Annotated in this window: 17 protein-coding genes; 5 read left to right on the top strand and 12 right to left on the bottom strand. The window is 65.0% G+C overall.

Translation table 11 applies throughout. The features are described 5' to 3' along the window. Positions 1 to 21: 21 nt before the first annotated feature. The 3 genes from V6B08_RS08565 to V6B08_RS08555 form a co-directional block, all read right to left on the bottom strand. On the bottom strand, positions 22 to 1,314 hold the full coding sequence (locus V6B08_RS08565; protein WP_341979661.1) for a flavin monoamine oxidase family protein: 1,293 nt from the start codon (positions 1,312 to 1,314) through the stop codon (positions 22 to 24). A 77-nt stretch (positions 1,315 to 1,391) separates the two neighbouring features. Beyond that, positions 1,392 to 2,270, bottom strand: a complete 879-nt coding sequence (locus V6B08_RS08560) for a prephenate dehydratase (RefSeq protein WP_341979659.1) — start codon at positions 2,268 to 2,270, stop codon at positions 1,392 to 1,394. Positions 2,271 to 2,292: 22 nt separating this feature from the next. Beyond that, a complete protein-coding gene (locus V6B08_RS08555) occupies positions 2,293 to 3,060 on the bottom strand; it encodes a 3-deoxy-manno-octulosonate cytidylyltransferase (RefSeq protein WP_341979657.1) in 768 nt (255 codons plus the stop codon). 179 nt (positions 3,061 to 3,239) lie between these two features. Between V6B08_RS08555 and V6B08_RS08550 the strand changes: the two genes are divergently transcribed. Genes V6B08_RS08550 through V6B08_RS08540 form a run of 3 tightly spaced genes read left to right on the top strand, consistent with a single transcriptional unit; the run spans position 3,240 to position 6,444 of the window. Next, a complete protein-coding gene (locus V6B08_RS08550; protein ID WP_341979655.1) occupies positions 3,240 to 3,782 on the top strand; it encodes a c-type cytochrome in 543 nt (180 codons plus the stop codon). Positions 3,783 to 3,790: 8 nt separating this feature from the next. After that, positions 3,791 to 4,573 carry a histidinol-phosphatase gene (gene hisN, locus V6B08_RS08545; RefSeq protein ID WP_341979653.1) on the top strand — a complete coding sequence of 261 codons (783 nt, stop codon included), beginning with the start codon at positions 3,791 to 3,793 and terminating at the stop codon, positions 4,571 to 4,573. A 56-nt stretch (positions 4,574 to 4,629) separates the two neighbouring features. Further along, complete coding sequence (locus V6B08_RS08540) at positions 4,630 to 6,444, top strand: extracellular solute-binding protein (protein WP_341979651.1); 1,815 nt, start codon at positions 4,630 to 4,632, stop codon at positions 6,442 to 6,444. A gap of 103 nt (positions 6,445 to 6,547) precedes the next feature. Here V6B08_RS08540 and V6B08_RS08535 read toward each other — a convergent pair whose 3' ends face one another. From V6B08_RS08535 to fsa, 8 genes are read right to left on the bottom strand one after another with little or no spacing between them, the layout of a single operon-like run. Beyond that, on the bottom strand, positions 6,548 to 7,477 hold the full coding sequence (locus tag V6B08_RS08535; protein WP_341979649.1) for a 2-hydroxyacid dehydrogenase: 930 nt from the start codon (positions 7,475 to 7,477) through the stop codon (positions 6,548 to 6,550). An 18-nt stretch (positions 7,478 to 7,495) separates the two neighbouring features. Beyond that, positions 7,496 to 9,127, bottom strand: a complete 1,632-nt coding sequence (locus V6B08_RS08530; protein ID WP_341979647.1) for an ABC transporter ATP-binding protein — start codon at positions 9,125 to 9,127, stop codon at positions 7,496 to 7,498. Next, positions 9,124 to 10,152 (bottom strand): ABC transporter permease, encoded by a 1,029-nt coding sequence (locus V6B08_RS08525; RefSeq protein ID WP_341979645.1) that lies wholly within the window; start codon positions 10,150 to 10,152, stop codon positions 9,124 to 9,126. The genes V6B08_RS08530 and V6B08_RS08525 overlap by 4 nt, the downstream gene beginning before the upstream one ends. Continuing rightward, positions 10,152 to 11,273: a microcin C ABC transporter permease YejB gene (locus V6B08_RS08520; protein ID WP_341979643.1), complete on the bottom strand. Its 1,122-nt coding sequence runs from the start codon at positions 11,271 to 11,273 to the stop codon at positions 10,152 to 10,154. The genes V6B08_RS08525 and V6B08_RS08520 overlap by 1 nt, the downstream gene beginning before the upstream one ends. Positions 11,274 to 11,318: 45 nt before the next feature. Then, the gene (locus tag V6B08_RS08515; protein ID WP_341979641.1) at positions 11,319 to 13,136 is read right to left on the bottom strand and encodes an extracellular solute-binding protein; all 1,818 of its coding nucleotides are present in this window, start codon (positions 13,134 to 13,136) and stop codon (positions 11,319 to 11,321) included. Then, positions 13,136 to 14,110, bottom strand: coding sequence for a tyrosine recombinase XerC (locus tag V6B08_RS08510; RefSeq protein ID WP_341979639.1), 975 nt, complete (start codon positions 14,108 to 14,110; stop codon positions 13,136 to 13,138). The genes V6B08_RS08515 and V6B08_RS08510 overlap by 1 nt, the downstream gene beginning before the upstream one ends. Beyond that, positions 14,086 to 14,817: a DUF484 family protein gene (locus V6B08_RS08505; RefSeq protein WP_341979637.1), complete on the bottom strand. Its 732-nt coding sequence runs from the start codon at positions 14,815 to 14,817 to the stop codon at positions 14,086 to 14,088. Before V6B08_RS08505 ends, V6B08_RS08510 begins: the two co-directional genes overlap by 25 nt. Beyond that, the gene (fsa, locus tag V6B08_RS08500) at positions 14,817 to 15,482 is read right to left on the bottom strand and encodes a fructose-6-phosphate aldolase (protein WP_341979635.1); all 666 of its coding nucleotides are present in this window, start codon (positions 15,480 to 15,482) and stop codon (positions 14,817 to 14,819) included. The genes V6B08_RS08505 and fsa overlap by 1 nt, the downstream gene beginning before the upstream one ends. Positions 15,483 to 15,598: 116 nt before the next feature. On the opposite strand from fsa, the gene V6B08_RS08495 reads away from it, so the two are divergent. Together V6B08_RS08495 and V6B08_RS08490 are read left to right on the top strand one after the other, a co-directional pair. Next, positions 15,599 to 17,782: a primosomal protein N' gene (locus V6B08_RS08495; protein ID WP_341979633.1), complete on the top strand. Its 2,184-nt coding sequence runs from the start codon at positions 15,599 to 15,601 to the stop codon at positions 17,780 to 17,782. 32 nt (positions 17,783 to 17,814) lie between these two features. Then, positions 17,815 to 18,210, top strand: a complete 396-nt coding sequence (locus tag V6B08_RS08490) for a hypothetical protein (protein ID WP_341979630.1) — start codon at positions 17,815 to 17,817, stop codon at positions 18,208 to 18,210. A gap of 54 nt (positions 18,211 to 18,264) precedes the next feature. On the opposite strand, the gene V6B08_RS08485 is transcribed toward V6B08_RS08490, so the two are convergent. Further along, on the bottom strand, positions 18,265 to 20,169 hold the full coding sequence (locus V6B08_RS08485; protein ID WP_341979628.1) for a propionyl-CoA synthetase: 1,905 nt from the start codon (positions 20,167 to 20,169) through the stop codon (positions 18,265 to 18,267). Positions 20,170 to 20,173 lie beyond the last annotated feature (4 nt).

Here is a 20,173-nt window from a genome sequence, read left to right as displayed (position 1 = left end):
TTTAACTCATGCCAGTTTAACTCAAGCCAGGGCTTTCAGTACCGCCAGCGCCGCCTCGCGGCCCGAGGCCCAGGCACCGGGCAGCTGGCTGACCCATTCCGGCGGCGCCACATGCTCGCCGGCGAAGAAGACGCGGCCCAAAGGCTGCGCCAGCGCCCGCCGCGCCGCCACGGCGCCAGGCCGGGCCACCGAATGGCTGCCGAGGCTGTAGGGATCGGCGCCCCAGCGCGAGGCCATGCCATCGACGAAGCTGGCATCGATCTGCGATCCGAGCAATTTCGCCAGGCGGCGCCGCGCGGCCTCGATCATCGCCTCTTCGCCCGCCCGCACCAGGTCGCGGGCGTAGGCGCCGCCGACGCTGGCCAGCACCACCGGCTGGCCAAGTGCGTTGAGCCGGAACTGCATCGCCTGGCGCGCGATATCCACATCGCCGCCAGGACCGGGACCGAAAAGCTGCGTACTTGGCGCGGCATCGAAGCTGCCCGGCCGGTAGCGCAGGGCGATGCGTTCGATGGCGCCAACCTGCAGCCGGCCCAGTGCCTCGCGGCGCGGCCCGGGCCATTCGGGACGGAAATTCACGCCATTGGTGGCCAGCACGGCGAGCGGCACGGCCACGATGCAGGCGCGCGCCTCCAGGCTGCCGCCGGCATGGCCGATGCTGACGCCGCGCTCACTCCATTCAATGGCATGTACTGGTTTCTCGAGGAAGATCGGCAGGCCGGCGCCGAGGCTTGAGACCCAGGCGCCGAGGCCGCCCGGCAGCCAGAGATCATTGCCGGTGCCGGTGAGGCGCGGCGCATCCAGTGCCGATACTTGCGCGAATTCGATACCGACATGCAACGGCCCGGCCAGCGCACGGGCAGCATCGGCCCAGCGCGTTTCCATCACCGGCACCAGGGCCGCGAGCGCGCGGTCCTGGTGCGCGGCCTTGGCATCGTTCAGAGCATCGTCGATGCGGTCGAGCGCGGCGCCAAGCGCGTCGTAATCGCCGGCCGACGCTTCATGGCCGGGTTCGTAGAGCCAGAAATCGCCATCCTCGATCTGGTTGGCAACGCGCGCCTCGCGGATCAGCGGCACCAGCGGATTCACTTCCAGCGAACGCAGATGCAGGGCACCGAGATCGACGGCGAAGCCGAAACGCTGCGTATCGGTATGGGCGCGACCACCGATACGGTTGCGTGCTTCCAGCACCGCAATGGAAAGGCCACGATCCTTCAGCAGCCGTGCCGCCGCCAGGCCGGCGATGCCGGCACCCAATATGGCCACATCCACCTTGGCCGGCACGGCCTGTGCGCGCGCAAACCGCGGCAGCAATCCACTGCCAAGGGCAACCGCCAGAAGCCGGCGCCGCGACAGGAGTGACCGGGAGGCGCGCCGCATCCCGGCCCGGCTCACAAACTGGAACGATAGGAATGCGCGCGGTAGACGCCGAGAATCTTGAGCTGGCGGGAAAAGAAGCCGAGCTCGTCCAGCGCCAACTGCACGCTCTTGGTGGCGGGATGGCCTTCGATCTCGCAATAGAATTCCGCGACGCGGAAGCCATCGGTCATGTAGCTTTCCAGCTTCACGACATTGACGCCGTTGGTGGCGAAACCGCCCAGCGCCTTGTAGAGCGCGGCAGGCACCGAGCGCACCTTGAACATCAGGCTGGTGAGGCAATCAGCGGCCTGCACCGGATCGGGATCAAGGCGCTGACGCTCCAGCTTCACGAAGCGCGTGGTGTTGGTGTCGTTGTCCTCGATATCGGGGCGCAACACCTGCAGGCCATAAAGTTCGCCGGCGATGGTGGAGGCAACAGCGGCTTCCGCCGGATCGTTGCGTTCCGCCACATCCTTGGCCGAACCAGCGGTGTCGGTGGAGACAATCGCCTCCAGGCCCAACTCGCGGATCACGCCACGGCATTGCGACAATGCCTGCACATGGCTGTAGACCCGGCGCACCGTCTTGAGGCTGGCGCCCTTCGGCGCCAGAAGCTGGTGCCGTACGCGCAGGAAATGCTCTGCCGTGATGTAGAGCCCGCCTTCCGGCAACAGGTGATGGATGTCGGCGACGCGGCCGGCGGTGGAATTCTCGATCGGGATCAGGCCGCAGGTGGCGCGGCCCTCGCGCACGGCGGCAAAAGCATCCTCGAAAGTGGCGCAGGGCAGCGGCACCAGATCGGGCAAGGCTTCGCGGCAGGCCAGATGCGAATAGGCGCCAGCAGCCCCCTGGAAGGCCACGACGCGGGCCGGATCGGTGGAAGACGTGGCGAGAGTTGCGACCGGAGACATGCCTGGGCCTTACATTTTTTCTTTATTTCGCCATGACTTGGCGGATGCGATCAAGGTCGCCGGGAGTATCGACGCCGAGCGGCAGGGTGTCAACGACGGCTGCCGCGATGCGCATGCCATTCTCAAGCGCACGCAACTGCTCCAGTTTCTCGCGCCGCTCAAGTGGCGATGGTTTCAGCGCCACGAAACGCACCAGCGCGGCGCGGCGATACGCATAGATGCCGATATGGTGCCACAGCGGCCCGTCGCCCGAAGGCACCGGGCGGCGGCTGAAATACAGCGCCGGGCCGATGCTCTGGCCGGGCTCCAGGCTCAGCACCGCCTTCACCACATTGGGATCGTCGATCTCATGGCGGTCGACGATGGGCGTCGCGAGCGTGGCAATGTCGATGGCGGCATCGGCCAGCGGCGCCAGCGCCGCGCGCACCACCTTGGGATCGATGGCCGGCAGGTCGCCCTGCAGATTGATTATCGCGTCATGCTCACCCTTGGGGTCGAGCCGGGTCAGCGCCTCGAAGATGCGGTCGGAGCCCGAGGGATGCGCCGGGTCGGTCATCACCGCCTCGCCGCCGGCGGCCCGCACCGCATCGGCAATTGCCTGGTCGCCGCAGGCCACCGCCACGCGGGCGAATCCGGCCTCGCGCGCCCGGTCCAGGCAATGCACGATCATCGGCTTGCCATGGATATCGGCCAGCGGCTTGTCCGGCAGCCGGGTGGAGGCCAGCCGTGACGGAATCAGCACGATCGGGTTCTGGGGCAGAGCAGATTGGGCTTGGGCGGATTGGGGCATGAGTTTCAAAGGCTTGCGAATCGCGGGGGATGCGGCACTTCGCCGCAGGATGGGGCCGCCGCCGGCCCGTCCCGCCGGCTTTATACGGGTTGCGGATGGCGGGGGGAAGCCGGTAATCTGCGCGCAATTTCCGGCCCTCTCGCTGACTGGGGAGCGCCGCAGCCCTATGGAGTTGTCGAATGGATAGTTTCGAGCTGAATAAGATCGCCGGCGCCGCCCTCGCCTGCCTGCTGGTGATCACCGGTTTGAACCAGATCGGCAACATGGTGATCCATCCGAAGAAGCTGGCCGAGCAGGCCTACAAGATCGACGTGCCGGATCAGCCGCCCGCCGGTGGCGCTGCCACCCCGGCCGCCGCCGAGCCGGAGCAGCCGGTTGGCCCACTGCTCGCCGCCGCCAGCGTCGAAGCCGGCCAGAAGGCTGCTGCCAAGTGCGCAGCCTGCCACAGCTTCGACAAGGGCGGTGCCAACAAGGTCGGCCCGAACCTGTACGGCATCGTCGGCGCCGCGAAGGGCCATATCGCCAGCTTCGCCTATTCCGACGGCCTGAAGAAGACCGGCGGCGAGTGGAGCACCGACAGCCTGTTCAAGTTCATCGGCAACCCGAAGGCCTATGCCCCGGGCACCAAGATGGCCTTCGCCGGCATCAAGAGCGCCAAGGAGCGCGCCGACCTGATCGCCTATCTGAACGCCCAGTCGGATAGCCCGAAGCCGCTGCAGTAACACTGCCGGTGCAGTCCTGCCCCGCTGACCTGATTCGCTTCGCCGGTCACCTGGCCGATCTGGCCGGGGAAGCTATTCGCCCGCATTTCCGCCAGCGCAGCATGGCGGTGGAGAGCAAGGCCGATGCCTCGCCGGTGACGGTGGCGGATCGTGGCGCTGAAGCCGCGATGCGCAAGGCCATCGAACAGGCTTATCCCGACCACGGCATCTATGGCGAGGAATACGGCCATGCGCGCCCCGAAGCGCCGTGGCAATGGATTCTCGATCCGATCGACGGCACCAAGAGCTTCGTCACCGGTCTGCCGATCTTCGGCACTCTGATCGCGTTGACCTATGAGGGCCGGCCACTGCTGGGCGTGATCGACCAGCCGATCATGCGCGACCGCTGGATCGGCGCCGAGGGCCACGGCACCACCTATAACGGCGTGGCGACCAAGGCCAATAGCGGCACCGCGCTGGCCGATGCGGCCCTGCTCACCACCTATGTCGACGGCTTCACCGACAGCGAAGCCGCCGCCTTCACGACATTGCGCAAATCCTGCCGGCTGAACCGCATGAGCGGTGACTGCATCGCCTATGCCCTGATCAGTTCCGGCTTTGCCGATATCGTGCTGGACGGCAAGGTGCAGCCCTATGACTACGCCGCGCTGATCCCGGTGATCGAAGGTGCCGGCGGCATCGTCACCGACTGGGAAGGCCGCCGGCTCGATACCAGGAACCCGGCCCGCGTGCTGGCTGCCGCCAATGCCGGCCTTCACGATGCCGCGAAGGCCATACTCGCGGGCGCCTGAAGCCTCTATATAGTATACGCTCGTTTTACGCCCTCACCGCTTTCCGGGAGACCGTGATGCTGCGTCTGGCTGCCCTTGCTTCTGCCTGCTGCCTTGCCTTGCTGCCCAATCTTGGGCAAGCGCAAACCAGCAGCCATGCCCTCTCATTGGTTGGGGCGCCGAAATACGCCGCCGACTTCAAGCAGCTCGACTATGTCAATCCGGCGGCGCCGAAGGGCGGCGAAATCAAGCTGGTCGGCCTGGGCGGCTTCGACAGCCTCAATCCCTTCATCCCGAAGGGCGACGAGGCGCCGGGCCTTGGCCTGATCTATCAGACGCTGATGACCTCGCCGATGGATGATGTGTCAGCCGAATACGGCCTGATCGCCGAAAGCGTGGAAGTGCCCGACGACCTGAAATGGGTCAGCTTCCGCCTGCGCGCGGAAGCGAAATGGGCCGATGGCTCGGCAATCACCGCCGAGGATGTCGCCTATAGCTTCGCCCAGATCAAGGAAAAGGGCGAACCGGCGATGCAGTATTACTATGCCAATGTCAGCCGCGCCGAAGTACTGGGGCCGCGCCAGATCAAGTTCCATTTCGACGGCCCGCCGAACCGCGAATTGCCGCAGATCATGGGCCAGTTGCCGGTGATCCAGAAGGCGCAATGGCAGAAGCGTGAGTTCGACAAGGTGACGCTGGAGCCCTGGACCGGCTCAGGCCCTTACCGAATCAAGGAATTCGAGGCCAACCGCTTCATCGTCTATGAGCGCGATCCGAACTGGTGGGCCAAGGATCTGCCGATCAACAAGGGTCGCTACAATTTCGACCGCATCCGCTACGACATCTACCGCGACAACACGGTGACGCTGGAAGCCTTCAAGTCCGGGCAATACGATTACCGGCCGGAAAACATCGCCCGCGTCTGGGCCACCGGCTACGATTTCCCGGCGCGGCAGAACGGCCTGGTGAAGATGGAGAAGATCAAGCATGAGCGGCCGGGCGGCCTCTCCGGCTTCGTCTTCAACCTGCGGCGCGACAAATTCGCCGATCCGAAATTGCGCGAGGCGCTAACCTACACTTTCGACTTCGAATGGGCGAACAAGAATTTCTTCTTCGGCGAATACAGCCGGGCGCAGAGCTTCTTCCAGAATTCCGATTTCGCCGCGCGCGGCGAGCCCTCGGCTGCCGAACTGAAACTGCTGGAGCCGATGCGTGCGCAATTGCCGCCGCGCGTGTTCGGCCCGGCCTACCAGCCGCCGGTGAGCGATGGCAGCGGCACCGACCGCGCCACGCTACGCCGAGCCCGCGAATTACTCACCGAGGCCGGCTACAGCGTCAAGGACGGCAAGCTGGTGGACAAGGCCGGCAAGCCGTTCGAGATCGAGATGCTGCTGGTCGATCCCGCCTTCGAGCGTATCGCCGCCGCCTGGGGCAAAAGCCTGGAACGCGTCGGCATCAAGCTGAATCTGCGCATTGTCGATTCCTCGCAATACACCAACCGACTGCGCGCCTTTGATTACGACATGATCTCCGGCGGCTGGGGCCAGTCGGATTCACCCGGCAACGAGCAGCGCAGCTTCTGGACCACGGCCGCCGCCGACAATCCCTCCAACCGCAATTTCGCCGGCATCAAGAGCCCGGCCATCGACAAGCTGGTGGATGCGGTGATCTACGCCAAGGACCGCGACGAACTGATCACCGCCACGCGGGCACTCGACCGCGCGCTAACCTGGGGCTTCTACCTGATCCATGGCTGGACCTTCGGCTATGATCGCATCGCCTACTGGGACAAGTTCGGCCATCCGGAGAAGACGCCGAAATACGGCAACGACTTCATGGCCTGGTGGGTCGATGCCGCCAAGGAAGCCAAGCTGCGCGAGGCGCGGCGGTAGGGCTTCTTTTTTATTTTCGTCATGCCCGGGCTCGACCCGGGCATCTCGATGTCCAGCGGAGAAAGATGCCCGGGTCAAGCCCGGGCATGACGCCTTTGAATGGTTAGTAACCCACCGTCAGATCCACCACGCGCAGCAAAGGCTTGCCTTCGCGGTGGCGGCGGATGTTCTCGACGATCTGCGGCACCACTAGGCTGGGAATGCTGTCAGCGGCGTTATGCGGCGTCACCGTTACCTTGGGATGGGTCCAGAACGGATGGTCTTCCGGCAGCGGCTCCTCGGCGAAAACATCCAGCGTGGCGCCGGAGAGATAATCATTGTCCAGCGCATGCAGCAGGTCGGCCTCGACCACATGACCGCCGCGGCCGGCATTGATGATATAGGCACCGCGCGGCAGCAGTGACATGGTGCGGCGGCTGATGATGCCGGTGGTTTCCGGCGTCAACGGCAGCAGGCAGACAAGTACGTTGCAATGGCGCAGGAAGCCTTCGAGCTGATCCTCGCCATGGAAGCTGGCAACACCCTCGATGGCTTTCAGACGGCGGCTCCAGCCAACCACCTGGAAGCCGAAATCGGTCAGCCGCTTCGCGGCGACAGCGCCCAGCGCGCCCATGCCCATGATGCCGATGGTGCGTTCGGAAGCATCCACGGGGGGCAGCCATTTCCAGGTCTTGTTGCGCTGGTTGAACTGCATCGCCTGCACCTGGCGATGGAAGCGCAGCACATGCAGCACCACATATTCGGCCATGCCGTTGGCCAGCCCGGCATCGACCACGCGGGCCATCGGCACATGGCGGGGGTATTTCGGATCGGCCAGGATGCCATCGACACCGGCGCCGAAGCTGTGCACGAATTTCAGGTTCGGAAAGCCGGCCAGGAAACCGACAGGCGGCTTCCACACCAGGGCCATGTCAATATCGGCCGGGTCGCCGATATTGGGATAGACGCGGATATCGAGGCCGGGCAGTTGTGCTGCAAGCGTCTCCGCCCATTCATCGGCATCGTGGATCAGCGTGTAAATCAGAAGCGCCATATCAGTCCCGTACTGGTATCAGCCACGCACCGCGTGTTCATGCGTCACCGCCAGGTCGAAGGCGGCAGCGATCAGGGCGCGGGTATAATCGGTTTGCGGCGCGGTGAACAGCGCTTTTGCCGCGCCCTCTTCCACCACGCGGCCATCCTTCATCACCAGCACGCGGTCGGCCAGCGCGCGCACCACGCGCAGATCATGACTGATGAACAGATAGGCCAGGCCATGCTTCTGCTGCAGGTCGCGCAGCAGATCGACAATCTGCGCCTGCACGCTCATGTCCAGCGCCGAGGTCGGCTCGTCCAGCACCACGAAACGCGGCTCCAGCACCATGGCGCGGGCAATCGCGATGCGCTGGCGCTGGCCGCCGGAGAATTCATGCGGGTAGCGGTCCATGCTGGCGGGATCGAGCCCGACTTCGCGCAGCGCCGAGGCGACACGCTCGCGGCGCTCAGGCTCCGAGCCGCCGAGGCCATGCACGCGCAGGCCTTCCTCGATGATCTGGAATACCGAGAGGCGCGGGCTGAGGCTGGAGAACGGATCCTGGAACACCACCTGCATCTCGCGGCGCAGTGGCCGCATATCGGCCCAGGTGAGGCCCTGCAGGTTGCGCCCGGCATAGGCGATGCGGCCTTCGGCCCGCTGCAGCCGCAGCAGCGCATAACCGAGCGTCGACTTGCCCGAACCGCTCTCGCCGACCACGCCGAGGGTCTCGCCGGCCCGGATCGAGATGCTGATGCCATCCACTGCCTTCACATGGCCGATGGTGCGACGGAAAAAGCCGGCCTTGATCGGGAACCAGACCTTCACCGCTTCCGCTTCCAGCACCACCGGCGCATCGGCACGGGCTTCCGATGGCTTGCCCTTCGGCTCGGCGGCCAGCAGCTTGCGGGTATAGGCATGGGCCGGCGCGGCAAAGACATCGGCCACCTTGCCGGCCTCGACGATTTCCCCTTGAGTCATTACGCAGACCTGATCGGCGAATTTGCGCACGATGGTGAGATCATGGGTAATCAGTAGGATCGCCATGCCGAGGTGCTGCTGCAATTCCTTGAGCAGCTTCAATATCTGCGCCTGCACGGTCACATCCAGCGCCGTGGTCGGCTCGTCGGCCACCAGGATATCCGGCTCATTGGCCAGGGCCATGGCGATCATGACACGCTGGCGCTGACCGCCGGAAAGCTGGTGCGGATAGGCATCGAGCCGCTTTTCCGCCTGCGGCAAGCCAACCAGGGTAAGCAATTCAAGCGTGCGGGCGCGCGCCGCCTGCGGATTGAGCCGCTTGTGCAGGAACAGCACCTCATTGATCTGCTGCTCAATCGTGTGCAGCGGATTGAGCGAGGTCATCGGCTCCTGGAATACCATGGCGATGCGGTTGCCGCGCACGGTCTGCAGCACAGCCTCGCCGGCACCGACAAGCTCCTGGCCACGGAAACGGATCGAGGAGCCGGGCGGGTGGCTCGCCGTTGGGTAGGGCAGCAATTGCAGCACGCTCAACGCGGTGATCGACTTGCCCGAGCCGCTTTCGCCCACCAGGGCCAAAGTCTCGCCGCGCCGGAGCGTGAAAGCGGCATCGCGGAGCGCAGAAACCTTCCGCCCGCCGACATCGAAATCGACACCCAAACCGCTGACCTCAAGCAGAAGGTCGCTCATTTGAAGATCTTCCGCGGGTCGAAGGCATCGCGCACCGCTTCGCCGATAAAGATCAGCAGGCTCAGCATCACGGCGAGTACGGCGAAGGCCGTGATACCCAGCCAGGGCGCCTGGATGTTGGTCTTGCCCTGGCTGAGCAATTCGCCGAGCGAGGGCGAGCCGGGCGGCAGGCCGAAGCCGAGGAAATCCAGCGCCGTGAGCGTGGTGATCGAGCCGTTGAGGATGAAGGGCAGCATGGTCAGCGTCGCCACCATGGCATTGGGCAGCAGGTGGCGGAACATGATCTGGGCGTCGCGAACGCCCAGCGCACGGGCGGCGCGGACATAATCGAAATTGCGCGCCCGGAGAAACTCGGCGCGCACCACGCCGACCAGCGCCATCCAGGAAAACAGCAGCATGATGCCGAGCAGCCACCAGAAATTCGGCTGTACCACGGAAGCCAGGATGATCAGCAGGTAAAGCGTCGGCAGGCCGGACCAGATTTCGATGAAACGCTGGAACAGCAGATCGGTGAGGCCGCCGAAATAGCCCTGTACCGCACCGGCCATCACGCCGATGATCGAGGAGGCAATGGTGAGAATGAGGCCGAACAGCACCGAGATGCGGAAACCGTAGATCAGCCGCGCCACCACATCGCGGCCCTGGTCATCGGTGCCGAGCCAGTTGTCGCGGCTCGGCGGCGCCGGGGCCGGCACCGGCAGATCGAGGTTGATCGTGCTGTAGGAATAGCGGACCGGCGGCCACAGCATCCAGCCACCCTTTTCCTTGATCAGGTCGGCGACGAAAGGATCGCGGTATTTCGTCTCGGTCTCGAAATCGCCGCCAAAGGTGGTTTCTGGATAGGCGACGAAGACCGGCGTATAAAACTTGCCGTCGTAGCGCACCAGCAATGGCCGGTCGTTGGCGATCAGTTCGGCGAACAGGCTGAAGACGAACAGCGCCAGGAAAATCCACAGCGACCAGTAACCGCGCCGGTTGTTGGTGAAGTTGCGCCAGCGGCGCTGGTTGATGGCGGAAAGCTGCATCAGGCGTCGCGGCTTTCGAAGTCGATGCGCGGATCGATCCAGACATACATCAGGTCTGAAATCAGCCCGACGATGAGGCCCAGCAAGGTGAAGATGAACAGCGAGCCGAACATGATCGGGTAATCGCGTTTCAAGGCTGCCTCGAAGCCAAGCAGGCCCAAGCCATCCAGCGAGAAGATCACCTCGATCAGCATGGAGGAAGTGAACAGGATGCCGATGAAGGCGGCCGGGAAGCCGGCAATCACGATCAGCATGGCATTGCGGAAGACATGGCCATAGAGCACGCGGCGTTCCGGCAGGCCCTTGGCGCGCGCCGTCTGCACATATTGCTTGTTGATCTCTTCCAGGAAGGAATTCTTGGTCAGCATGGTGAGGCTGGCGAAGCCGCCCACCACCATCGCCACCACCGGCAGCACCAGATGCCAGAAATAATCCAGCACTTTGCCCATCAGGCTGAGATCAGCCCAGTTATCGGAGGTGAGGCCGCGCAGCGGGAACCATTGCACGAAGCTGCCGCCGGCGAACAGCACCACCAGCAGCACGGCGAACAGGAAGCCTGGAATGGCATAACCGACAACGATGATGCCGGAGGTCCAGATATCGAAACGGCTGCCGTCCTTCACCGCCTTGCGGATACCGAGCGGGATCGAGATGAAATAGACCAGCAAGGTGGTCCACAGCCCGAGCGAAATCGAGACCGGCAGCTTCTCGACGATCAGATCAATCACCGGCCGGGAGCGGAAATAGCTTTCACCAAAATCCAGCCGCACGAAATTCTTCAGCATCAGGAAGAACCGCTCATGCGCCGGCTTATCAAAGCCGAATTGCTGCTCGATCTTCTTGATGAAGGCCGGATCGAGACCCTGGGCGCCACGGTATTTCGAAACATCGCCGCCGCCGCCAATGATGCCGGGCGGGGGGGCGCCGCCACCGGGCATTTCGCCGCCGCCGGCCGAGCCGGAAATCCGCGAGGTGGCGTCCACCGCCGTGCCAGTCACTTGCGCGATCACCTGCTCGACAGGTCCGCCCGGCGCGAACTGCACCACCACGAAATTGATCACCATGATGCCGAACAGGGTCGGCAGGATCAGGGCAAGGCGGCGGGCGATATAGGCGAGCATCGTTCACCGTCAATGGGGGACTGGGCCAAGGATACCGGCGATACCCTACCGCCGCAAGCCGATGGCCTTGTCCTTGGCCTCGTCGATCCACCAGGTTTCCAGCAGGCCGAGGTCGTAGCTGGGCTTGACCGCCGGGCGGCCGAAACGGTCCCAGTAGCCGAGCTTGTAGGTGCCGCTATACCAGTTGGGGATGACGTAGAAACCCCACATCAGGGCACGATCCAGCGCCTTGGCGGCGGTGACGGATTCCTGGCGGCTCCGGGCCGCGACGATCCGCTCGATCAGCGCATCGATGGCCGGGTTCTTGATGCCGGAGAAATTGAAGCTGCCGGTGATATCGGCGGCGCGGCTGCCCCAGTAGTTGCGCTGCTCCACGCCGGGCGTCAGCGGCTGGGTGAAGCGGCGCAGGATCACGTCGTAATCGAATGAGCGCATGCGGTTTTCGTATGCCGTGAGGTCGATCACCCGCACCTGCGACTGCACGCCGATGCGCTGCAGGCTGGCGGTGAACGGCCCGATCACGCGCTGGAAACTCGGCTCGTAGAGCAGGAATTCGATGGTCAACGGCTCGGTCGCACCCTTGGCATAAGCCTTGCCATCGCGGATATCGTAGCCGGCCTCGCGCAGCAAAGCCTGTGCCTTGCGCAGGTTATCGCGGTTGGCGCCCGAACCGTCGCTCATCGGCGGCTGATATTCGGTGGTAAAAACGCGCGGCGGCAGTTGCGCCTTGTAGGGATCGAGCAGCGCCAGTTCGTCGGCAGCCGGCAAGCCGGTGGCGGCCAGCGGCGAATTCTCGAACATCGAGCGGTTGCGCTTATAAAGGCCGTAGAACAGCGTCTTGTTCATCCACTCGTAGTCGAAGGCGTAGTTCAGTGCCTCGCGCACGCGCGGATCGGCCAGATGCGGGCGGCGCGTGTTGAGGAAGAAAGCCTGCACGCCGGAAGGCGTTTCATCCGGCAGCACTTCGCGCTTGATGCGGCCCTGCTGCACGGCGGGCTTGGGATCGTAGCTGGTGGCCCAGACCCGCGCCGTCACCTCGACGCGGTAATCGTATTCGCCGGCGAACAGCGCCTCGGCGGCGATGTCGCGGTCGCGGTAATAATCATCGCGCACGGAGTCGAAATTATACATGCCACGATTGGTTGGCAGATCCTTGGCCCACCAATCGGCGACACGGCGGAAAGTCAGGCTGCGGCCGGCATCGACACGGTCGACGCGGTACGGCCCGCTGGCCAGCGGCGGCTCGATGGTGGCACGGGCGAAGTCGCGACCCTGGAACCATTTCTTCGCCAGGATCGGAATCCCGGCGACGATCAGCGGCAGGTCGCGGCGGCTTTCGCTCGGCTTGAAGCGGAACAGCACGCGGCGCGGATTTTCCGCCGTCACGCTCTCCATGTCCTGCAGGATGAGCTGGTATTGCGGGTGGCCATCCTTCAGCACAGCGTCAAACGTGAACACCACATCTTCGGCGGTGATCGGGCTGCCATCGTGCCAACGTGCCTTGGGATTGAGGTTGAACGCCGCCCAGGCGCGGTCTGGCGCCAGTTCCACGCTTTCGGCGATCTGGCCATAGAGCGCATCAGGCTCGTCCGCCGCCCGGCTCATCAGGCTCTGGTAGACCAGGCTGAGCGTCTGCGCCGTCACGCCCTTGATGATCAGCGGGTTGAGATTGTCGTAGGTCTCAAGCTGCCATTGGCGCAACTCGCCGCCTTTCGGCGCCTGCGGGTTCACATAGTCGAAATGGCTGAAATTGGCCGGATATTTCAGGTCGCCAAAGGCGGAGAGGCCATGCTTCGGCTGCGCAATAGCAGCGGTAGCGATGATGCCGGCGGCAAGGCCGGCGAGCAGGCAGGAGATTCGCATTACCCCATCGTAGCGCGGGGATGGGCAGTTTTATACACATTTAACAACGCCTCGGCGTCCACATCGGTATAGCGCTGGGTGGTCGAGAGCGAGGCATGGCCGAGCAGTTCCTGGATCGTGCGCAGATCGCCGCCGCCGCCCAGCAGATGGGTGGCGAAGGAATGGCGCAACGCATGCGGCGTGGCGGTTTCCGGCAGCATCAGGGCGCGGCGGGCATCGCGCATCGCCTTCTGCACGATGCCCGGATCGAGCCGCTTGCCGCGCGCGCCGTAGAAAAGCGGCGCCCCGGCATCCTGCGGATAGGGACAGAGCTTGAGATAGGTTTCGATGGCCTCGCGCACGACGGGCAGGATCGGCACCACGCGCTGCTTGTTGCCCTTGCCGGTGACGGTGAGGCTGTTGCCGCGCGGTCGGTCGGCGTTGTTCAAGCCCAAAGCCTCGCCGATGCGCAGACCGGCACCATAGAGCAGCAGCAGCAGGGCGGCATCGCGGGCCTGCTGCCAGGGCTCGTCGCGGCTGGATTCCACCATGTCGATCACATCGCGCGCCGCCGCCTGGGTCAGCGGCTTGGGCAGGGCCTGCTTCAGCTTCGGCGTGCGGATCAGCGAAGCGGCCGCCGGCACGGCATGGCCCTCGCGCTGCAGGCGGCGGAAAAAGCCGCGGATGCTGCTCAGTTGCCGCGCCAGCGAGGTCGATTCCAGGCCATCCATGCGGCAGCGGTTGAGATAGGCGCGGAAATCGGCGGTGCGCAATTCGGCCAGGTCCTTGAGGCTGGCCGGTTCGCCGAGATGCTGGGAGAGAAAAAGGAAGAAACGCGCCAGATCCTGGCCATAGCCTCGCAAAGTGTGGCGCGAATACCGCTTCTCCTTGGCCAGCCAGTCATACCAGCGGGCGGCAGCCCGCTGCGTATCTTCACCGGCCAGGATGAAGAAAGGCGGCGGCGTATCGCCTAGAGGCGCCGCAGTTTCAGCCATGTGCGGATCGTGCGTTCGAGGACGCGGGCAACGAAATCCAGCAGCTCGGTGCCCTGGGCCGGTTGGAATTTGCCGGCCTCGCGCGAGCCGAGCGCCAGCAGCACCTGCGGCATGTTCGGCCCGATCTGCAGCCGCGCCAGGGCATCGGACTGCACCAGTTCCGCCGCCGGGCCATAGAGTTTCGGCGCCACGCCACTGTGTTCGCGCAGCAAGTTCGGCACGCCCGCCCCCAGCAGATCATCGATGCTGCCGGGCGGCAGCACATAAACGCTGCTGGCGGAAAGGCCGAGCGCACGGCGCGGGTCGCCCTCGACACACAAGCTGACCACATCCACATCCAGCAGATCGGTCCAGTCCTGGGTGGCGATATGGATCATATGCTCGAAGCTGGTGGCATCGAGCAGCAGCAGTACCGCTTCATGCACGCGTGCCGTGGCAGTCATGTTCTGTCGGCCGGCATCGATCAGCGCCACGCCCACCTGGTTGGCGCGGGCAAGCTGGCCCTGCAGCCGCTGCACCATCACCCGCTGCAGGTCGGTGACATTGTCGCCGCTGCCGTCGCGCAGCGGCGGCAGCAATATGGCGCAGAGTTCAGGGTGGCGGTTCAGGATATCCGGATGCTGCTTCAGCCAAGCCAGCACGCGCGCCTCGTCCAGATCCCCGGCGAGGTTCGCGGCTTGGTCGCTCTGGCGTTCCGGCGCCGACATTACGCCTTGCCCAGGATACTCTGGCCGCTCTGCTTCCAGTCGGCCAGGAAGGCATCCAGGCCCTTGTCAGTGAGCGGATGCTTGTAGAGCTGCTTCAGCACATTCGGCGGCAGGGTGCAGACATCGGCGCCGATCTTGGCGGCATCGATCACATGCATCGGATGCCGCACGCTGGCCACCAGCACTTCGGTCTTGAAATCGGTGTAGTTGCGGTAGATCTGCACGATATCGGCGATCAGGCTCATGCCGTCCTGGCCGATATCGTCGAGCCGGCCGACGAAAGGCGAGATGAAGGTGGCGCCCGCCTTGGCGGCGAGGATCGCCTGCGCCGGCGAGAAGCACAGCGTGACATTGACCATGATGCCCTGATCGGACAGCGCCTTGCAGGTGCGCAGGCCATCGGGGGTGAGCGGCACCTTGATGCAGACATTGCCGGCGAGGCCCGCAAGCTTGCGCGCTTCTTCCATCATGGTGGCGAAATCGGTGGCGGTGACTTCGGCGGAAACCGGGCCGGGCACCAGACGGCAGATTTCCTTGATCGTGGTGAGGAAATCCTTGCCGGTCTTGGCGACCAGGGTGGGGTTGGTGGTGACGCCATCGAGCAGCCCCGATTCGCTCAGGGCGGCAATTTCAGTCACGTCAGCCGTATCGACGAAGAATTTCATGGTCCTCTACACTCTTGTTGTTGGGCGGGTGTGCCGCCGCTGCGGGCGATGCTATAAGCCGTTGGTTAATAATATCCGATCAAAACCGATCTGTCGCCACCATGGCCAGCCCGCCAATGCCCTCGCCCCCCCTGCTGCGCGTGCTGCTGCCGCTGCCGCTCGGCCAGCCGCTGAGTTACGCGCCACCGGCGAACCAGCCGCTGCCGCAGCCCGGCATGCTGGTACGTGTGCCGCTGGGCAACCGCGAGAGTTTAGGCGTGGTATGGGATGGCACCGCAGAGGCGTTGGCGCCGGGCAAGACGACCAAGGCGATCCAGGCGGTTTTTGCGGGAGTGCCACCGCTGGAGCCGGCTTTGCGCGGTTTCATCGACTGGATGGCGGAGTACACGCTTAATCCGCCCGGCGCCGTGCTGCGCATGTGCCTGCCAATGCCCGACGCGCTGATCGGCGAGGCGCCGAGCCGTATCGTGCTGGATGCCGCCGAGACACAGCCCGAGCTGCGCCCGAGCGCCGCGCGCCAGCGGGTGCTGAGCATAGCCCGCGAACGCCCCGGCCTTTCGCAGGCCGAGCTGGCCGAGGCCGCCAGAGTCACGCCCGCCGTGGTGCGCGGGCTGGTGACGGCTGGCGCCCTGGTGCAGCGCGCTGTTGCCAGCGACCGCCGCCAGCCGGAGCCCGAGGGCGATGCGCCGGGGCCACAGCTATCGGAAGGCCAAGCGGCGGCAGCCGAGCAATTGAGCGCAGCGGTGGCGGCACGCGAGTATAATGTGCTGCTGCTCGAAGGCGTTACCGGTGCCGGCAAGACGGAAGTGTATTTCGAGGCCGTGGCCGAGGCGCTGCGGCTGGGCCGGCAAAGCCTGGTGCTGATCCCGGAAATCGCCCTGACGCAAGCCTGGCTCGACCGTTTCGAGCGCCGCTTCTCCGGCATGGCCTGGGCCTGGCATTCCGAACTGAGTCCCGGCAGACGCGGCGAGACCTTGCGCGCCATCGCCGCGGGCCGCGCCCGCGTGGTGGTGGGCGCGCGTTCGGCACTGTTCCTGCCCTATGCCGATCTCGGCCTCATCGTGGTGGATGAGGAGCATGATGCCTCCTACAAGCAGGAGGAAGGCGCCATCTACAATGCCCGCGACATGGCCGTGGTGCGCGCCAAGCATCAGGGCATTCCCGTGGTCCTGGCTTCCGCGACGCCGAGCCTGGAAACGCTGCAGAATGTGAAGCGTGGCCGCTACCGCCATGTGCCACTGCCCGAGCGCCATGGCGGCGCCAGCCTGCCCGATATCGCCGCCATCGACATGCGCAAGCAGGGCATCTCGCGCCAGCGTTTCATCAGCCCGGCCTTGCAGACGGCGATGACCGAAACCCTGGCGCAGGGCGAGCAGGCGATGCTGTTCCTGAACCGCCGCGGCTACGCCCCGCTCACCCTCTGCGGTGCCTGCGGCCACCGCCTGCAATGCCCGAATTGCAGCGCCTGGCTGGTGGAGCATCGCGGGCGTGGCCGCCTGCTCTGCCACCATTGCGGCTTCCAGGCACGCCAGCCCGACGCCTGCCCGTCCTGCGGCGAAGCCGACCGCTTCAAGCCCTGCGGCCCCGGCGTCGAGCGCCTGGCCGAGGAGGCCGCCGAACTGTTCCCCGAGGCCCGCGTGGCGGTGATGGCCTCCGACACCATGACCACGCCGCGCCATATCGTGGAATTGCTCGACCGCGTGGCACGGCGCGAGGTGGATATCCTGATCGGCACCCAGATCGTCGCCAAGGGGCACCATTTCCCCCTGCTCACCCTGGTCGGCGTGATCGACGCCGATCTCGGCCTGGCCGGCGGCGATCCGCGCGCCTCGGAGCGCACCTGGCAATTGCTCACCCAGGTGGCCGGCCGCGCCGGTCGCGCCGAACGGCCCGGCCGCGTGCTGCTGCAAAGCTTCATGCCCGAGCATCCGGTGCTGGCGGCGATGGCGCGCGGCGATGCCCAAGGCTTCCTCGCCGCCGAACTGGACGAGCGCCGGCGTGCCGGCATGCCGCCTTTCGGCCGGCTGGCGGCATTGATCGTCAGCGGCCCCGACCAGGCCCGCGTCACCCAGGCCGGGCGCGACCTGGCACGCCGTGCCCCCCAAGGGCCGGACTTGCGCGTGCTGGGGCCGGCACCGGCACCGTTGAATTTCCTGCGCGGCCGGCATCGCGAGCGGCTGCTGCTGAAGGCCGAGCGCGGCGTGGATGTTCCGGCCCTGCTGCGCGTATGGCTATCCCAGGTGGCGCTACCCTCGGGTGTAAAACTCAGTGTCGATGTCGATCCGTATAGCTTTTTGTAACCAACGGTCTATACAACGGCTGCATGCTTAAGATGTCTACTTTCCCCCGCACCCTCGCCGCTCTGGCCGTTTCCACCCTGCTGCTTGCTGGCTGCAACGAGGATACGTCGGCGCCGACCAAGCGCCATACCGGCATCTCCGACTTCGAGCGCTTCATCAACAAGACCGGCAGCATGAAGGGCATGAAGACCTATCCGAAGTCGCGCAACCAGATCGTCGCCGATAGCGGGCTCGGCGTGATCTACGAAGGCGCGCGCACGGAAGGCGAAGTGTTCCGCTTTACCGAATTGAAAACCGCCGAGGAAATGCTCCCCGCCCTCAAGGCGGTACGCCAGCGGCTCGGCGAGTCCGAGAATTGCGTGCGCCGCGGCTACTTCATCGCCTGCGGCGAAGAGAAGTTCGTCGAAGCCTTCCGCAAGTGGGAGTGACGGTTAGTTAAACCGTCATGGTTGGCGCAGGCCGACCATGAAGACGATGAGGCACTACCCCTTCTTCGCATAGCCTATCGGCTGCAAAGCCTGCTCGATCTCGGTGAGGATCACCGGGTCGTCGATGGTCGCCGGCATGCGGAATTCCTGGGCGTCGGCCAGCTTCTGCATGGTGCCGCGCAGGATCTTGCCGGAGCGCGTCTTGGGCAGCCTTTTCACCACCACGGCCTGCTTGAAGGCAGCGACCGGGCCGATCTTATCGCGCACCAGCCCCACCAGTTCACGCACGATCTGGTCCTCGGCCTTGGACGTGCCGGATTTCAGCACCACGAAGCCGAGCGGCACCTGGCCTTTCAGTTGATCCGCCACGCCGACCACGGCGCATTCGGCGACATCAGGATGCGCCGAGAGCACTTCCTCCATGCCGCCGGTGGAAAGACGGTGGCCGGCGACGTTGATGATGTCGTCGGTGCGGCTCATGATGTAGATGTAGCCATCCTCATCGATGAAGCCGGCATCGCCGGTGTTGTAATAGCCGGGGAAGCGCGCGAGATAGCTTTTCTTGAAGCCCTCGTCGTTGTTCCACAGCGTCGGCAGGCAGCCCGGCGGCAGCGGCAGCTTAATGGCGATATTGCCGATGGTGCCGGGTTCGGGCACCTGTTTGCCGTCATCATCCAGCACCTGCACATCATAGCCTGGCACCGCGCAGGTGGCCGAGCCATGTTTCACGGGAAGCAGTTCCAGGCCCATGAAATTCGCCGAGACCGGCCAGCCGGTTTCGGTCTGCCACCAATGGTCGATCACCGGCTTCTTCAGGATATCCTCGGCCCAGTGCACAGTATCCGGATCGGCGCGTTCGCCGGCCAGGAACAGGGCGCGGAAATGGGAAAGATCGTATTTCTTTACCAGTTCGCCGCGCGGGTCTTCCTTCTTGATCGCGCGGAAAGCCGTGGGCGCGGTGAACAGGGCCACCACCTTGTGCTGCTGGATCACCCGCCAATAGGCGCCGGCATCGGGCGTGCCGACCGGCTTGCCTTCGTAGAGCAGCGACGTGGCGCCGAAGATCAGCGGCGCGTAGACGATATAGGAATGGCCGACCACCCAGCCGACATCGGACGCGGCCCAGAATACCTCACCGGGCTTCACGCCATAAATATGCTCCATCGACCAGTGCAGCGCCACGGCATGGCCGCCATTCTGCCGCACCACGCCCTTGGGGATACCGGTGGTGCCGGAGGTGTAGAGCACATAGAGCGGATCAGTGGCGGCGACAGGCACGCAATCCACCGGGGCTGCGGCTGCGACCGCAGCGGCATAGTCATGGTCGCGGCCGGCGATCATCGCCGCCTGGCACATCGGACGCTGGAAGACCAGGCAGGCCTGCGGCTTGTGCGCAGCGATCTCGATGGCCTGATCCAGCAGCGGCTTGTATTCCACCACGCGGCCGGGCTCCAGGCCGCAGGATGAGGCGATCATCAGCACCGGCTTGGCATCATCGATACGGGTGGCGAGTTCGCGCGGCGCGAAGCCGCCGAACACCACCGAATGCACCGCGCCGATGCGGGCACAGGCCAGCATGGCGATCACCGCTTCCGGCGTCATCGCCATGTAGATGATGACACGGTCGCCTTTCTTCACACCGAGCGCCCGGATGGCACCGGCCAGCTTCGCCACCTGCTCGCGCAATTCGGTGTAGCTGTAGCTTTTCACCGTATTCGTGACCGGGCTGTCGTAGATCAGCGCCGCACGCGCGCCGTGGCCGGCCTCGATGTGGCGGTCGAGCGCATTGTAGCAGGTGTTGAGTTCGGCGCCGGGATACCAGCGATAGAAGGGCGGATTGCTGTCATCGAGCACGCGCTCATGCGGCTTGCTCCAGGCGACACGCTGCGCCTGGCGCTGCCAGTAGCCGATGGGATCGTTCTTGGCCTCGGCATAGAGGGTCTTGTAGCGCAGGGTCATGGCC

Origin of the sequence: Ferrovibrio sp. MS7 (assembly GCF_038404985.1) — a bacterium.
In the GTDB taxonomy this organism is placed as follows: domain Bacteria; phylum Pseudomonadota; class Alphaproteobacteria; order Ferrovibrionales; family Ferrovibrionaceae; genus Ferrovibrio; species Ferrovibrio plantarum.
The sequence above is the reverse complement of the archived record's forward strand: the minus strand, read 5'-3'. Positions and strand labels throughout refer to the sequence as shown.

Coding starts and splice junctions, on each gene's coding strand:
- V6B08_RS08560 (WP_341979659.1), bottom strand. CDS start 2,270: ATGTCTCCGGTCGCAACTCTCGCCACGTCTTCCACCGATCCGGCCCGC.
- V6B08_RS08555 (WP_341979657.1), bottom strand. CDS start 3,060: ATGCCCCAATCCGCCCAAGCCCAATCTGCTCTGCCCCAGAACCCGATC.
- V6B08_RS08550 (WP_341979655.1), top strand. CDS start 3,240: ATGGATAGTTTCGAGCTGAATAAGATCGCCGGCGCCGCCCTCGCCTGC.
- V6B08_RS08540 (WP_341979651.1), top strand. CDS start 4,630: ATGCTGCGTCTGGCTGCCCTTGCTTCTGCCTGCTGCCTTGCCTTGCTG.
- V6B08_RS08535 (WP_341979649.1), bottom strand. CDS start 7,477: ATGGCGCTTCTGATTTACACGCTGATCCACGATGCCGATGAATGGGCG.
- V6B08_RS08530 (WP_341979647.1), bottom strand. CDS start 9,127: ATGAGCGACCTTCTGCTTGAGGTCAGCGGTTTGGGTGTCGATTTCGAT.
- V6B08_RS08525 (WP_341979645.1), bottom strand. CDS start 10,152: ATGCAGCTTTCCGCCATCAACCAGCGCCGCTGGCGCAACTTCACCAAC.
- V6B08_RS08520 (WP_341979643.1), bottom strand. CDS start 11,273: ATGCTCGCCTATATCGCCCGCCGCCTTGCCCTGATCCTGCCGACCCTG.
- V6B08_RS08515 (WP_341979641.1), bottom strand. CDS start 13,136: ATGCGAATCTCCTGCCTGCTCGCCGGCCTTGCCGCCGGCATCATCGCT.
- V6B08_RS08510 (WP_341979639.1), bottom strand. CDS start 14,110: ATGGCTGAAACTGCGGCGCCTCTAGGCGATACGCCGCCGCCTTTCTTC.
- V6B08_RS08505 (WP_341979637.1), bottom strand. CDS start 14,817: ATGTCGGCGCCGGAACGCCAGAGCGACCAAGCCGCGAACCTCGCCGGG.
- fsa (WP_341979635.1), bottom strand. CDS start 15,482: ATGAAATTCTTCGTCGATACGGCTGACGTGACTGAAATTGCCGCCCTG.
- V6B08_RS08495 (WP_341979633.1), top strand. CDS start 15,599: ATGCCCTCGCCCCCCCTGCTGCGCGTGCTGCTGCCGCTGCCGCTCGGC.
- V6B08_RS08490 (WP_341979630.1), top strand. CDS start 17,815: ATGTCTACTTTCCCCCGCACCCTCGCCGCTCTGGCCGTTTCCACCCTG.
- V6B08_RS08485 (WP_341979628.1), bottom strand. CDS start 20,169: ATGACCCTGCGCTACAAGACCCTCTATGCCGAGGCCAAGAACGATCCC.